Genomic DNA, 16,213 nt, shown 5'->3' with positions numbered 1-16,213 from the left:
TCACAAAAAGATTTTGCTGCGGGATTGATAATGATTGAAACTATTTGCAACATCGGGAAGACGATCCAGGACATTGAAGGTGAAAAAGATCTGATCGATTTATGGCAAAAAGAAGAAAATGGTGATTATGAATTAATTATTGATGTCAATATATGCGATGATTCTGTTTCTATAGATACAAGAGATTTTGAAAAACGAGTTTTCAGGGATGGACTGCTATATACACAGGGTAACTGGTTTGTTGGAGCCCTTGTCAAAAAAGATTCTTTAAAAGATAACAGAATCAAAGATTCATTAAAATTTATTGACGTTTCTCTTGAAAGGTTCAATGAAGTCAAACAATTACTAGATTCTAAAGTTAAAGAGTATGAAGGAGTAAATTTTGTTGTACTTTTCATGAAAAACAACCAAAAACCAATCGAAATCTCGAAACAGAAATTTCTGGATGAAATTGAAAAAAACGGATTGAGAAAAACATCCTCACCCGGAAATTGTCATATATGTGGTCAGCACACGGACACGCTGTATGATAGCATTACGTATAAATGCTATACTAATGACAAAGGAATTTTTTCAAATACAGATGGCCTTTCTTATGGCATCTGTAAATGTTGCATTCAACACATACTTTTCGGAAGGCAACACGTAGACACGTTTCTTAAGACCTGGTGGGGTGGAAGTGAAATTTTATTCCTGCCTCATGATTATAATGAAGAAGTCAAAATGATTTTTGAATTCTCCAATATAGGAGATGTAAAAGAAGGTCGAAATCTTCTTAGTAACCTTCGGGAAAACGAAGCTGAAGTCATGGAAGAGGTAGGAAAATGTGATACTGATGTTGATATTCTTTTCATTTCAGCTCCTGCGGGAAAATCTGAATGGAAAATAACCTACAACATAAGAGATGTAATGCCTTCAAGGTTCACAACCATCGCAGAACTTGAAAGAAAATACAAGACCAGATCCGGAAATCATCTAGCTATCTGGCAGGTGCTCTCTAATTTACTTGGGAATTCTTCAAAACCAGGTGAAATTTTCAACACGAATGAAGCTAAGAACTTCCTGAAAAATATATTCCATGGAAACAAAATAAACCGGAATCTTTTCTTTTCCCGAGCAATGGGAAAATACAAGCATGATTATTTTGCAGGATACAAATCGAACATCTTCACGATCCATCGGGTATATAATTTCCTTGTAGATTGTGGTTGTCTTGACAAAGGTTGGAATTTTGTTGAACAAGATGGTAGAGGTTACAGTATGGTAAAATATGAAAATGTTGAAGAGTTCTTTGAAATAAACAAAGAATTCTTTGATAGTGATGTGAAAAAAGCGTGGTTTTTGCTAGGTCGTCTTTATGGAAATATGGTATACGAATCTAAAAAATACAAGGGAGGAGACGACAAACAAAATACTGAGTCATACCTTGAAAAGAATTTCTTCTTCGGAAGGAAGTACGATTTCAAGACATTTGTTTACTTCACAAACCAATGTTCAGAACTGATGTACAAATATGGAGTGCAGAATAAAGGATATTTAAAAGACCTGATTTCTTCCTCAAAAGAGCTTATGGGAAGGGGTGATGAAAAATTATCCAGTGACGAAGCTAAATACATTTTTTTCTGGGGAATGCAGCAATGGATTGGGAAATCAAAAGATGATACTGCAGATGATGAAGGAGCTGATGAATAAATGGCTAACACAAGAGAATATTTGCTTATATGGGACAGCACTATGGCAAATCCGAACGGGGATATGCTCAATGATAACAAACCCAGACATGACGAAGTTACGGGTCAGCTTGAAGTTTCCGACGTTCGGATAAAGCGATTTATAAGGGACGAGTGGCAAGCAACTGGACACAATGTTCTTGTCCGCACAAAAAAAGATGATGCAGGAAAAGTAATGTCATGCACCAGTTTGATCAAAGAGATCGTGACTGACTCCGGTGTAAAAGAGAACGACCTGCCCGCCTACCTTCTGAGTGAATATATCGATGTTAGGCTGTTTGGTGCAGTAATCACCAAGCCCAAGTACGATATCACAGGTCCTCTGCAGGTCATGTGGAGCAAATCCGTCAATCCCGCAGAAATAAAATTCATGCAGGGCAATTCTGCTTATTCCAGCGGGGAAGGGAAAAGCCAGTCTACAATCTGGTCCAAATACATATCTCCCTATGCACTTTTCAAAACTTATGCCGTTTACAACGATAACACGGCAAAGAGGCAGGGAATAGAAGTTAGTGAAGAAGACCTCAATGAGTTCACTAAAGCTCTAATTAACGGACTTATCAATTATAGGAGTACATCAAAAAACCAGATGCCCAGGTTACTTATCGAGGTCGTATACAAAGAGCACAGGATTGATGGTGAACTCAATTATGTTGATGTTAATTTTGACACAGACAAAGAGGAGGTGCGCGATATTTCACAGGTCACCCTTGACCTTGAAAAACTTGCCAAATATTACGAAAATAAAAAAGATTCAATAGATACCATACGTATCTACTGGCACGGCAGTGTAAAAGTAGAAAATCTCCTGGATGATTTTGAGGTAATTGATATTTGATAACAGAGGCGCTCTTTAATGGATTGCTTGGTTTTTAGGGCAAAAAGTGAGTATGCTAAATTTAGAAAACCGTATACCACTACATCAGCTCTCACTTTTTTGTGTATCCACCCTCCAGCTGTAAAAGGACTTGTCGGAGCGGTAATGGGTATCGACAAAATAGATCTATATAAAGAAACCTCCAATTTGAAAATCGGCATCCAAGTTCTTTCTCCAGTTCGTAAAGATATGCAGACTCTGAAATTAGTGAGTATGAAAGCGGAAAGAGACCTGTTCAGTTTTCCAGTAAATGCCGAATTTCTAAGAGGTCCAGAGTACAGAATATTTGTTTCGTGGCTTCCAGATAAGCTCGATGAACTTGAGGAGAGGCTAAAAAAGCAAAAACCTGTATTTACGCCCTATCTGGGGGTAAGTGAATATATTGCAAAACTCAGTTATGAAACTCGATGCGATACAGAAATAATAAACGGTGCAAACAGCGTGGAGAGCATAATTCCCTCCCGTTTCATAAATATACAGCACTCTGATTACCACATATTTACAGACAATATTCCTGTTTGCAACAACGAAAAAAGAGAGTATACAGGTTATGAAAAAGTATTATTTGCTTTCAGAGAAGGTAAAGCCTGCTCATTAATTGGCAAGTTAAAAAGAGATATATACGGAATTGATGGAAATGCCGTTTTCTTCTTCGAATGATGGTTTTACTTTAAAGTCGCATCCACATCAGTTGCTAAAGGATCACCTGGAAGGAGTTACAATCATAGCAACTGATATTTATGCCTCTCAGAATAAAAACGGGGGAAAGCAAGATATTATAAGAAAAATCTGCATGGCACATGATTTTGGGAAGGCAACTTCCTTTTTTCAGGAATATCTTGCATATCATGAAGCGAAAGAAAAAGGAGAGTACAGGGGAAAAGATCAACACTTTGGGCCAAATAAGAATCATTCTCTTTTATCTGCCATTTTTGCATACTGGTGGCTTCCAGAAGAATACAAGCTTTTTGGTTACTTAATTGTAAAGCGCCATCATGGGAGTGTAAAAGATGCTCGGGATGAATTCAATCTAACAGATAATTATAATATAATTGAGGAGCAGATACGGGATATTAAGAAATATAGTCAGATTGAGCTCGAAAAGATTTATGATTTAGATCTAAATGATTTTTTTGAATTTATCAATGAGAGGGATATCAAAAAAATAAAAAAGCATTTTCGTAGCAGGTGGCAATTAAATAAGTTTTCAATAGAAGATACTTTAGATTTCAATTATGTTTATTCCCTCCTACTTACTGCAGACAAAATGCAGTTGATCTCCGAGTCCCCAAAGTTGCCGGCCCAAAAACCAAGCTGGTTTGTTGAAAAATATAAGGATCATATACGCTTCAATCTCTTATCTAAGAATGAGGCAATTGCAGATTCTCAAATATTCCAGATGAGAGACGAGATATTTGAGGAAATAAAAAAAGAACTTGCTCTTGTTGATTTGAATTCCGATTACTTTTTTTCGATCAATGTCCCAACGGGATCCGGGAAAACATTTCTTGCATATTATTCAGCCCTTTACCTAGCCGACAAACTTGAGAGACTTTATGGCAACGAATCACGAGTTATATATTCTCTTCCTTATATGAGTATAATCGATCAAAATTATGATGAATTACTAAACATCATAAAATTTAATCAAGGTAATGAAGAACCAAAGGATACAGAAATCCTAAAGCATCACTCTCTTTCTGAAATAAAATATGAATCTGATGAAAAAGAATACAAAAATTATGATGCCAGGTTTTGTTATGATAATTGGCAAAGCAAAATTATAACGACTACCTTCGTACAGTTGTTCAATACTGTTTTTAAGTTAGGAAATAATTCCATAGCACATCGTTTTCATCGTCTCACGAATTCAATCATTATTCTCGATGAAATACAGGCAGTAGATGAAAAATATTATCCCGTAATAAGGAAATTTTTTGAATTACTGGCAAGGAAATATAATACAAGGTTCATTTTTGTAACCGCAACGATGCCTTTTTTAGTAGGCACTCATGAGCTTGTACCTGGGAAGAAAACTTATTTTGAAAAGCTTAACAGAATAAAGATTTGCAACCACATTCATGAGGAAGAATCGCTGGATGAGTTCAAAAATATACTACTTGAAGACATCGAGGATCGGGAAGAAAAAAGTTTTTTGATTGTACTTAATACAATCAAGTCTTCAAAGGAAATATTTGAATTTCTTCAAGAAAATACTGGCAGAACCTGTCTATATCTTTCAACCGAAATATATCCAAAAGCAAGGCTTGAAAAGATCAATTTCATAAAAAATAGTCCTGAAAAATTAGTTGTTGTTTCGACACAGTTAATAGAAGCTGGTGTTGATATTGACCTTGATGTCGTTTACAGGGACTTTTCACCTCTCAGTTCGATAAACCAAACTGCAGGAAGAGCTAACAGAAATGGAGTTGGTCAGGAACCCGGTGAAGTTCATGTATATAGGCTAAAACATGAAAAAACAGATGCTTATTTTCATAATTATATATACCCGGTATTTTTGACCGATATAACTCTGGACATTCTTGAAAATAAAGAGGTAATCCAGGAAAAAGAGATCTATTTCTTGAATGAAACTTATGCGAAGAAGATAATTGAAAAGGTTAGTCATGATATCTCCAAAGAAATGCTCGAAGATGTGGAGAATTTCGATTTAAGAAAGCTAAGAGATTCTTTTGAGTTGATTAAAAAGGACTATGCCTTTAAAAGAGACATAATTATCGAAGCGGACCCAGAATGTTCTCAAATTATTGAAAAACTCAGGGATATCAAAAAGAAAGAAAAAGCGTCTAAGAACCCATGGGAATATAGTTTTGAAATCAAAAACCTGTTCCGTCAGTTGAATCAATATCGAATATCCATTAACGAAAAAACTTATTCGGAAATTCGTGACGATCTTCAGGAAATAAAAGGATTTGATGTTGAATATCTTCCAATGACCCGAGGTACCAGACAACTTTATTCAGAAGATAAGGGTATTATTTCAGACACACAAAGCATTGAAATTTTTTGAGGTGTTTTTTTGCATATAAATTACAGCTGCGTACAATATCCGGATGTTCGGCTCCATATGCGTGACGGTTCAAAACTCAGAGGTTTTTTTGCAAAAAAATACTCTTTTGAAGAGCTCATGCATAATCATGGAGAAAAAGGACCTATTTACAGGTACCCTTTAGTCCAGTACAAAGTCATTGATGGCATACCTACTCTTGTGGGATTGGGAGAAGGTGCAAACCTTATTCTGGATATTGGCATTTGTGAGGAGGAAATAAATATTGAGGGTACCCGGTTTTGTCTTGAAAGAGCAGAAATAAACACTGAATCCATTTTTTTTGGTGTCACCAAAGAGATTCAGGAATATGTTTTTAAAACTCCATGGTTTGCATTGAATCAAAAAAACATAGACAATTATAATGCTGCAGACGAAATAGAGAAAGACGAATTATTAACAAAAATTTTGATCGGAAACATACTGTCCATGGCTAAATACCTGGATTGCCGGATTGAAGATAAAATTAGAGTTAAGTTGGATGTCAAACCAATCAGAGTAAATTTCAAAGGTAAAAAAATGGCTGGTTTTAAAGGTGGGTTCAAATCCAATTTTAATCTCCCCGACTATTTCGGTCTTGGAAAATCCGTATCTCGCGGTTTTGGAACGGTGAAAAGATGCAGCTTGTAATCAACACCCGCGGTTCATTTCTAAAAAAGCAGAACAACTGCTTTTTTGTAAAAGTTGACGATAAGACCTTCGAGGTCTCTGAAAAGAAAGTTGACAGCATTTTGATTACAACTTCTGCAACAATAACAACCGATGCCATCAAATTTGCAGTCGAAAACAATATCGATATCGTTTTTCTGGACAATTTTGGCGATCCATTCGGGCGGGTCTGGCACTCAAAACTCGGGAGCACAACCTACATAAGAAGAAGGCAGCTTGAAATCTCAGACGAGCCCGAAGGGTTCAGGCTTGCAAAAGGCTGGATAGAGCAGAAGATTGACAGCCAGATCCTTTTTTTGAAAGACCTCAAAAAGAACAGGCCTGATCAGAAAGACGAACTTGACGACTACATTTCCGGAATGGAAGACATGAAATCCCAGCTTGAAGCACTTGAAGGAAAACTTGACGAGATGCGGGGAAAAATAATGGGCCTTGAGGGAATGGCTTCCAGGCACTATTTTGAGGCTTTGAGTTTTCTTTTGCCTGACAGGTGGAAATTCAATGGTCGAAGTCGAAACCCTGCAAAAGATGGGTTCAATTGCCTTTTGAATTATGGATATGGGGTTTTATATTCAAAAGTGGAAAAAGCATGCATTATAGCAGGGCTTGACCCTTATGTTGGTTTTAACCACACAGACGACTATAACAAGAAATCTTTTGTGTTTGACCTGATAGAAATGTACCGCATCCACATTGACAGGACAGTTTTCAACCTTTTTTCAAAAAAACAGGTTTCAGACAACTTTTTTGATGAAATTCCCAATGGCATGACTCTTAACAAAGAAGGTAAAGCCGTTCTTATCCAGGCTGTCAATGAAACTTTTGATAAAGAAATAAGCTACAGGGGAAGGAACATCAAAATTGGAAATACAATCCAGTTTGACTGCCACAGGATTGCAAATAACCTTATCGGGAAATGAAAGTTTCAATGCGATAAGACCGGCACTCAGTAACTTATTGATTCGAGAAAGTAGAAACTTATTGATTTGAGAAAGCCGGAAAGTGATTCGGTTGAAAATAAGAATGGAGGAGTTTGGGTTTGCTTGTCTGGGTAATATATGACATTACGGAGAACAGGGTTCGCCAGAAAGTAAGTGATCGCTGTAAGAGCTATGGGCTTTATAGAGTTCAGAAAAGTGTTTTTCTGGGAGACTTAAATACGAATGACAGAGACTCTCTGGGTCTTGAATGTGAAGAACTGATTGACATTGAACGTGATTCTGTGTATATTTTTCCAATGGATGAGCAGTCATTCAAGAAAGTCCAGCTGCTCGGCCAGGCTTTTGATAAAGAGCTTGTCAGTGATGAAGTGATTACCAAATTCTTCTGAGTTTTGAGGTAAGAAGTATGACGAATTTTGCTCTCAAAGAAGGTAGCTCTTCTGAGTGTGCGGGAAGTGATCAGCGGGTTGAAACCGGTTGTAAAAAAAATATAGCTCCTGAAAATGATTCCGAGAATGAAGAAGAGACATACATTGAACCTGAGTCTGAAAACGATTCTGAATCAATAATCCGAATTTCAGATGTGCTTGAATACCTTTTTTGCTCTCGCTTTATCTACTATATGTACTGTCTCGACATTTCCCAGCATGAAGAGAAAAGGTTCAAGGTTATTAAAGGCCGCGAGGTCCATGAAACAAGGAAACTAACCAACAGGGATTACGTGAGGAAGAAACTTAACTGTATAAGGAAAGAGAGAGACGTATTCATTGCTTCAAAACAGCATCATATAAAGGGAATAGTAGATGAAGTACTTTTTCTTGAAGACGGGACTGCTGCTCCTCTTGAATATAAATTTGCTGAGTATAAAGACAAGATTTTTAAAACCTATAAGTTTCAGCTGGTTTTGCAGGCTCTTTTGATCCGGGAAAACTATAATATTGAAGTAAACCGTGCTTATATCTGTTTCACCAGAAGCAACAGTCTGGTTAAAGAAATGAAAATTACTACTTCTGATTTCAAAAAAGCTGAGAAAATTATTGGGGAAATACTCGATATCGTTCAAAAAGGCTTATATCCCAAAACTACCAAATCATCTAGAAAATGCGTAGATTGCTGTTACAGGAATATCTGCGTATGAAGAGATTTTTCTTGTATTTATAAAGGGTTTGATAATTTTCCAGCAAGAATTTTAGCCCCAAAAAAGGGCTCATTTCAGGGCTTTTCTAGCCAAATAACGGAAAATTTTGCCCTATTCGTGAGCAAGATCCACTAAAACAAGGATTGAAACCAAATTTCCCACTTGAAATCGCTCTACTAAATGAGATTCGTGAGCAAGATCCACTAAAACAAGGATTGAAACATAAAGGCTCTTATAGACTCTGGTAAAGACCACTTAATTCGTGAGCAAGATCCACTAAAACAAGGATTGAAACCCTGATTCGTAGGCATTACTGCCTGTATGATTTATTATTCGTGAGCAAGATCCACTAAAACAAGGATTGAAACAAATCTATTGGAGGCATATTAAGCCTCCGTTCCTGCTATTCGTGAGCAAGATCCACTAAAACAAGGATTGAAACTGGTTTTACATAGGTTTTCTTGGAATGTCATTTACTGTATTCGTGAGCAAGATCCACTAAAACAAGGATTGAAACCCGACATCGGCCATAGATACGCCTAACTGTTCCGCGATTCGTGAGCAAGATCCACTAAAACAAGGATTGAAACATATTGTCGTTTTTAAGTCCGCATGGCGTATAAATTCGTGAGCAAGATCCACTAAAACAAGGATTGAAACTTATAAAGGGGTCTCTAACTCCGGAGTATGTGTTACATTCGTGAGCAAGATCCACTAAAACAAGGATTGAAACATATTGAAGCTTAGAACGGGTAGAATAAAAAGAATTCGTGAGCAAGATCCACTAAAACAAGGATTGAAACAAAATGTTCCACCCATCATCAATACTTTGCCACCAGATTCGTGAGCAAGATCCACTAAAACAAGGATTGAAACTTGTATGACTGGTGAGATGAGCAGAAAGAGTTATTATTCGTGAGCAAGATCCACTAAAACAAGGATTGAAACTAATTCAGGTCGATTTTCCAGCTAGGGTTGACGCTTATTCGTGAGCAAGATCCACTAAAACAAGGATTGAAACTTTCTCCGTCGTCTTCGGATGATATTGTATATGATAATTCGTGAGCAAGATCCACTAAAACAAGGATTGAAACTTTATTTCCCAGAGTGAACCGCCTTTAGGGTCTGCATTCGTGAGCAAGATCCACTAAAACAAGGATTGAAACATCTAGTCATGGACCCAAAAAAAAGAGGGTTAGAATTCGTGAGCAAGATCCACTAAAACAAGGATTGAAACTTCTATCGACATTTAAGCGACCAATACCTTTTTTATTCGTGAGCAAGATCCACTAAAACAAGGATTGAAACAACTTTACAATATTCGTCAATCTTGTTTGTACAAGATTCGTGAGCAAGATCCACTAAAACAAGGATTGAAACTACCACTTGTTAAACCCCACACAACTACTCTAGGATATTCGTGAGCAAGATCCACTAAAACAAGGATTGAAACATTTCACCAGGATAATCCTGTCCTGCTATATATATTCGTGAGCAAGATCCACTAAAACAAGGATTGAAACTATTCTTCTTCATTAAGTCCTAAACTTTTCATATTCGTGAGCAAGATCCACTAAAACAAGGATTGAAACTCAATATCTGTACATGCATATTCAACTCCGTGTACAATTCGTGAGCAAGATCCACTAAAACAAGGATTGAAACATATGTTCAATCCACTCAGCATAACGATCTAAAAAATATTCGTGAGCAAGATCCACTAAAACAAGGATTGAAACTGATAATTCAACTGAAATTGTTCCAGCAGAGTCTGATTCGTGAGCAAGATCCACTAAAACAAGGATTGAAACTAGATGGATCTGCAATCCATGATTCGGTATAACCTAATACAAAATTCGTGAGCAAGATCCACTAAAACAAGGATTGAAACAGGATTGATATCTTAGAAGATAGATGCATTATTTATTCGTGAGCAAGATCCACTAAAACAAGGATTGAAACATGAGTTTTTCTTCATTCAAAGCTTTGTTGTCGACCATTCGTGAGCAAGATCCACTAAAACAAGGATTGAAACATCAAGCATATCCACCACTGAAAGGATTTAAAGTAACAATTCGTGAGCAAGATCCACTAAAACAAGGATTGAAACATCATTATCTTCGTTTTTTGATTTTAATAAAAATCCAATTCGTGAGCAAGATCCACTAAAACAAGGATTGAAACTCTGTTAAAGATGTTCTTGATTTAGCAGTTGGTAGATTCGTGAGCAAGATCCACTAAAACAAGGATTGAAACATAACTAATAATGAATTTCCTGGTATAATCCAAACATTCGTGAGCAAGATCCACTAAAACAAGGATTGAAACCCATCACGTATACTCCATTGATTATTCCAGGTATTCGTGAGCAAGATCCACTAAAACAAGGATTGAAACACAATAAATGGATTGACTAATATAAGTGATTATATTCGTGAGCAAGATCCACTAAAACAAGGATTGAAACAATCACCTACTCGATACAATAATATTGTATTTTCGGATTCGTGAGCAAGATCCACTAAAACAAGGATTGAAACACGGTTTGTTGTAACAAACTGATCATTAGATCAAAATTCGTGAGCAAGATCCACTAAAACAAGGATTGAAACTGGACCATCGTATTCGAGAGATATCCAGCATATTTATTCGTGAGCAAGATCCACTAAAACAAGGATTGAAACATATCTCTGATTGATGAAATGCGTTCTGAATTGAAAATTCGTGAGCAAGATCCACTAAAACAAGGATTGAAACTTTCTCCACAAAAATATTAAAGTAAAATATACAACAATTCGTGAGCAAGATCCACTAAAACAAGGATTGAAACTTCTGATTACGTATCATAGTCTGAAGATTCGCTACAATTCGTGAGCAAGATCCACTAAAACAAGGATTGAAACTTCAATTAAAAATATAGTTGGTGGTGTAATTGATTATTCGTGAGCAAGATCCACTAAAACAAGGATTGAAACCTCTAGGGGCGGCCTGTGCTGTGGACCCTGACTTTTATTCGTGAGCAAGATCCACTAAAACAAGGATTGAAACGTGTTGTATTCTGCATTCATCGTTTTTGTGATGGATTCGTGAGCAAGATCCACTAAAACAAGGATTGAAACAGCTGAAATTCGACAAAGAAACCCCACACATTGGCTCATTCGTGAGCAAGATCCACTAAAACAAGGATTGAAACTGCACACCTCTTGTTAATTTCTGCAATAATTTTATCAATTCGTGAGCAAGATCCACTAAAACAAGGATTGAAACTTATCATCATGATTTATCAATCATCAAACCAAGTTATTCGTGAGCAAGATCCACTAAAACAAGGATTGAAACATTCTCAGCCTAAACACTGTTTCCAGTTGGCCTGATTCGTGAGCAAGATCCACTAAAACAAGGATTGAAACTTAGAAGTTGATGTGTCTGCCTCTATACTTGATAATATTCGTGAGCAAGATCCACTAAAACAAGGATTGAAACTTTGAATTTATCCACGTTACACCTCCGTTGTCTCTATTCGTGAGCAAGATCCACTAAAACAAGGATTGAAACCGGCTTCATTTTCTCCCCCTTCAAACACACAATCAAAAATTCGTGAGCAAGATCCACTAAAACAAGGATTGAAACACATCTTACGATGTTCTTCGATTTGATTAATTTCAAGATTCGTGAGCAAGATCCACTAAAACAAGGATTGAAACCCGCTTGACTAAAATCGGTATTTGCGAGCGTGCCTGTTATTCGTGAGCAAGATCCACTAAAACAAGGATTGAAACTATATACCCCATCCCTGAACACTGGGGCCGCCTGAAGATTCGTGAGCAAGATCCACTAAAACAAGGATTGAAACTCCATGAACAACCTATTTGAAACTTCCTGCATAGCAATTCGTGAGCAAGATCCACTAAAACAAGGATTGAAACTCACTGGGTTTCTATATAGCAAAGGAATAAAGATCATTCGTGAGCAAGATCCACTAAAACAAGGATTGAAACTTGTTCCTGAATACAATCCATTTTCGAATTGTGCCGATTCGTGAGCAAGATCCACTAAAACAAGGATTGAAACAAAAATTGAAGCATTTTGAAGATGTTGTCGAAACTATATTCGTGAGCAAGATCCACTAAAACAAGGATTGAAACTAACACCCAATTGTCTCGCGACTCTAGATAGGGCAGAAATTCGTGAGCAAGATCCACTAAAACAAGGATTGAAACGAAATGGACGGTGTAACAGTTACCAGAGATTCGATGGATTCGTGAGCAAGATCCACTAAAACAAGGATTGAAACAATACTTATCTGGGTTGCCGCAAAAAAAAACGGTTTGATTCGTGAGCAAGATCCACTAAAACAAGGATTGAAACTAAAAAAGACCCGTATAAAATTGTTTAAGTCTAACTATTCGTGAGCAAGATCCACTAAAACAAGGATTGAAACAACAGTGTGGCAACCAGTAAAGCATATGGAAAAAAGATTCGTGAGCAAGATCCACTAAAACAAGGATTGAAACTTAACACATCTATATTTTTCACTTCGACTTTAAAAAATTCGTGAGCAAGATCCACTAAAACAAGGATTGAAACAGAGATCTTGGTTTTGATGGGCTAAGTTGGGGGATGATTCGTGAGCAAGATCCACTAAAACAAGGATTGAAACTATTCTCCAAACAAATTTTAACTCACAATCCTCTGATTCGTGAGCAAGATCCACTAAAACAAGGATTGAAACTTCCCCATTTTCGATGGTTATTAAGTCTCTCGATAGTATTCGTGAGCAAGATCCACTAAAACAAGGATTGAAACACATAGCCGGGAGGTAATCACCAAATTTCGTGAAATATTCGTGAGCAAGATCCACTAAAACAAGGATTGAAACTTCATCACACCAACGGCTTGCGTTCCAGTATCAAATTCGTGAGCAAGATCCACTAAAACAAGGATTGAAACCCGTCGCAGGTTTTACTATCATTTTCCTCCTGCAGTTATTCGTGAGCAAGATCCACTAAAACAAGGATTGAAACTAGAGCCTTGGGTATGCAGTAACGAGCATTGCCAGAAAATTCGTGAGCAAGATCCACTAAAACAAGGATTGAAACTTAAACACGCCCGGTTGTTTTCAATTGATAAACGAAATTCGTGAGCAAGATCCACTAAAACAAGGATTGAAACTCTTTGAATAGATCTGCAAGTCCACCAATCTGTTGATTCGTGAGCAAGATCCACTAAAACAAGGATTGAAACATAACCAATATTGAAACAAATACCAAAATAATAAACGATTCGTGAGCAAGATCCACTAAAACAAGGATTGAAACATATTACCTCCGAGTCTTCTTTGGTGCTATTGGGTAATTCGTGAGCAAGATCCACTAAAACAAGGATTGAAACTGTGTCTTGAAGAAATTGCAGGCACGGTAAAACCTGGCATTCGTGAGCAAGATCCACTAAAACAAGGATTGAAACCCAGGGAATACCTGTATGATTTTTTGGATTAACACAATTCGTGAGCAAGATCCACTAAAACAAGGATTGAAACGTCACAGGAACTTTGCCGGTGCTCTGATTCTGTTTATTCGTGAGCAAGATCCACTAAAACAAGGATTGAAACTAGTGTCGTGACCGGTACGCTTCCCTTTGATATCAATTCGTGAGCAAGATCCACTAAAACAAGGATTGAAACTATAAAACCGGACTGCTCAAAAGTACTGGTAAAGATTCGTGAGCAAGATCCACTAAAACAAGGATTGAAACTTGTGTTATCTCCGTGTAAATTCTCTTTCCGTGATACTTACAATTCGTGAGCAAGATCCACTAAAACAAGGATTGAAACCTACAATATTACAACAAATAAATAAAAACAATAAATTCGTGAGCAAGATCCACTAAAACAAGGATTGAAACTTCGTATAATAAGTTGAGGTCTCTCAAGTTTCATCGTATTCGTGAGCAAGATCCACTAAAACAAGGATTGAAACCTGTCTGGATGGGACGTACTGGCTGAGAATTGGGAGAATTCGTGAGCAAGATCCACTAAAACAAGGATTGAAACTTTGAGTTTTCTTGCCTTCTCTCATGGCTTTTAGAAGGATTCGTGAGCAAGATCCACTAAAACAAGGATTGAAACCACCATTTCCTTTTCAATAATTTCAACTTCTCCGTATTCGTGAGCAAGATCCACTAAAACAAGGATTGAAACTGTGGTCGTATATGTCTATAGCTTCTGTTCTTGAAATTCGTGAGCAAGATCCACTAAAACAAGGATTGAAACAATGACTGCACAAGCTCCACAGATCCAAGAATCTTATTCGTGAGCAAGATCCACTAAAACAAGGATTGAAACTTGACAGTTTCATGTTTTTTCTCCATTTTCATCATATTCGTGAGCAAGATCCACTAAAACAAGGATTGAAACTTCAGAATACCCTCATAACATCCATGTCCCTTTTGTTTATTCGTGAGCAAGATCCACTAAAACAAGGATTGAAACATGATGGTTTGTATTGTCCAGGTGTCGTCGGTGACGATTCGTGAGCAAGATCCACTAAAACAAGGATTGAAACATTATAGGTACTGTGAAATTAGGCGTGTACCTATCACAATTCGTGAGCAAGATCCACTAAAACAAGGATTGAAACACAAACTTTGTGATATTAATGCAAAGATTACTGAAAAAGATTCGTGAGCAAGATCCACTAAAACAAGGATTGAAACAATAGCTGTACCTGTTTAGGGCCTGTTAAACGCTGCCTATTCGTGAGCAAGATCCACTAAAACAAGGATTGAAACTATTTCATAGTGTTCCCTGCCTTCCTACATGGAAATTATTCGTGAGCAAGATCCACTAAAACAAGGATTGAAACAATAAAATATATTCTTCTTCAGAGTATATTTTTGTTATTCGTGAGCAAGATCCACTAAAACAAGGATTGAAACTTTTATTGTGTATTATATATTACGCATGATACATTAATTCGTGAGCAAGATCCACTAAAACAAGGATTGAAACATGATTACAGCGGATTTTGAGATCTCTTCTATAAAGAATTCGTGAGCAAGATCCACTAAAACAAGGATTGAAACTGCATTTGATACATCACATTGGAGCGCAGGTGGACCAGATTCGTGAGCAAGATCCACTAAAACAAGGATTGAAACAACGGTTCAGCCATGTAATTCAGCTCCAAAAATTAAAAATTCGTGAGCAAGATCCACTAAAACAAGGATTGAAACATAATGTCTCTCGAATCTGAATTAGATCATCTTATGATTCGTGAGCAAGATCCACTAAAACAAGGATTGAAACAACGGTTCAGCCATGTAATTCAGCTCCAAAAATTAAAAATTCGTGAGCAAGATCCACTAAAACAAGGATTGAAACATAATGTCTCTCGAATCTGAATTAGATCATCTTATGATTCGTGAGCAAGATCCACTAAAACAAGGATTGAAACATTTCTGAATGTCTTCAGGAGTGCCCCAACAAGGCCGCTGTATTCGTGAGCAAGATCCACTAAAACAAGGATTGAAACTGGTAGCGGAGCGTGGATATATCTATAAAAAGGTATTCGTGAGCAAGATCCACTAAAACAAGGATTGAAACAGTGTTAATTGTTTCACGAAGTGCTCTTTTGCAAAAATTCGTGAGCAAGATCCACTAAAACAAGGATTGAAACAAGATTAGATATACATTTGGATTTCCTGGGATTGCATTCGTGAGCAAGATCCACTAAAACAAGGATTGAAACCACCCTCCCCTTAAAAATTTGATAGAATTTTATAAAAAATTCG

Annotated in this window: 8 protein-coding genes and 1 CRISPR repeat array (1 of these 9 only partly in view); all 8 genes read left to right on the top strand. The window is 37.0% G+C overall.

Annotation, left to right across the window (positions count from 1 at the left end):
• Positions 1–30: 30 nt before the first annotated feature.
• The 8 genes from MSBRM_RS14025 (at position 31) to cas4 (ending at position 8,422) form a co-directional block, all read left to right on the top strand.
• On the top strand, positions 31–1,692 hold the full coding sequence (locus tag MSBRM_RS14025) for a TIGR02556 family CRISPR-associated protein (protein ID WP_048156075.1): 1,662 nt from the start codon (positions 31–33) through the stop codon (positions 1,690–1,692).
• Complete coding sequence (gene cas7b, locus MSBRM_RS14020; protein ID WP_048156070.1) at positions 1,693–2,568, top strand: type I-B CRISPR-associated protein Cas7/Csh2; 876 nt, start codon at positions 1,693–1,695, stop codon at positions 2,566–2,568.
• Between the two features lie 18 nt (positions 2,569–2,586).
• Positions 2,587–3,267: a type I-B CRISPR-associated protein Cas5b gene (cas5b, locus tag MSBRM_RS14015; protein ID WP_048156069.1), complete on the top strand. Its 681-nt coding sequence runs from the start codon at positions 2,587–2,589 to the stop codon at positions 3,265–3,267.
• Entirely contained in the window at positions 3,239–5,638 is a 2,400-nt protein-coding gene (gene cas3 / locus MSBRM_RS14010; RefSeq protein WP_218104630.1) for a CRISPR-associated helicase Cas3', read from the top strand. The genes cas5b and cas3 overlap by 29 nt, the downstream gene beginning before the upstream one ends.
• Positions 5,639–5,647: 9 nt before the next feature.
• Positions 5,648–6,304, top strand: coding sequence for a CRISPR-associated endonuclease Cas6 (locus MSBRM_RS14005; RefSeq protein ID WP_048156064.1), 657 nt, complete (start codon positions 5,648–5,650; stop codon positions 6,302–6,304).
• Entirely contained in the window at positions 6,292–7,263 is a 972-nt protein-coding gene (gene cas1 / locus MSBRM_RS14000) for a CRISPR-associated endonuclease Cas1 (RefSeq protein WP_048156060.1), read from the top strand. The genes MSBRM_RS14005 and cas1 overlap by 13 nt, the downstream gene beginning before the upstream one ends.
• A 119-nt stretch (positions 7,264–7,382) precedes the next feature.
• Positions 7,383–7,673: a CRISPR-associated endonuclease Cas2 gene (cas2, locus tag MSBRM_RS13995; RefSeq protein WP_048156059.1), complete on the top strand. Its 291-nt coding sequence runs from the start codon at positions 7,383–7,385 to the stop codon at positions 7,671–7,673.
• Positions 7,674–7,690: 17 nt separating this feature from the next.
• On the top strand, positions 7,691–8,422 hold the full coding sequence (gene cas4 / locus MSBRM_RS13990; RefSeq protein WP_230628913.1) for a CRISPR-associated protein Cas4: 732 nt from the start codon (positions 7,691–7,693) through the stop codon (positions 8,420–8,422).
• A 113-nt stretch (positions 8,423–8,535) separates the two neighbouring features.
• Positions 8,536–16,213: a CRISPR direct-repeat array (repeat unit 37 nt; unit sequence ATTCGTGAGCAAGATCCACTAAAACAAGGATTGAAAC); it runs 1,125 nt beyond the window's last position.

Source organism: Methanosarcina barkeri MS (assembly GCF_000970025.1).
Classification (GTDB): Archaea; Halobacteriota; Methanosarcinia; order Methanosarcinales; family Methanosarcinaceae; genus Methanosarcina; species Methanosarcina barkeri.
Note: the sequence above shows the minus strand (reverse complement) of the source record. Positions and strands in the feature narration are given on the sequence as shown.

Coding starts and splice junctions, on each gene's coding strand:
- cas7b (WP_048156070.1), top strand. CDS start 1,693: ATGGCTAACACAAGAGAATATTTGCTTATATGGGACAGCACTATGGCA.
- MSBRM_RS14025 (WP_048156075.1), top strand. CDS start 31: ATGATTGAAACTATTTGCAACATCGGGAAGACGATCCAGGACATTGAA.
- cas5b (WP_048156069.1), top strand. CDS start 2,587: ATGGATTGCTTGGTTTTTAGGGCAAAAAGTGAGTATGCTAAATTTAGA.
- cas1 (WP_048156060.1), top strand. CDS start 6,292: ATGCAGCTTGTAATCAACACCCGCGGTTCATTTCTAAAAAAGCAGAAC.
- cas3 (WP_218104630.1), top strand. CDS start 3,239: ATGGAAATGCCGTTTTCTTCTTCGAATGATGGTTTTACTTTAAAGTCG.
- cas4 (WP_230628913.1), top strand. CDS start 7,691: ATGACGAATTTTGCTCTCAAAGAAGGTAGCTCTTCTGAGTGTGCGGGA.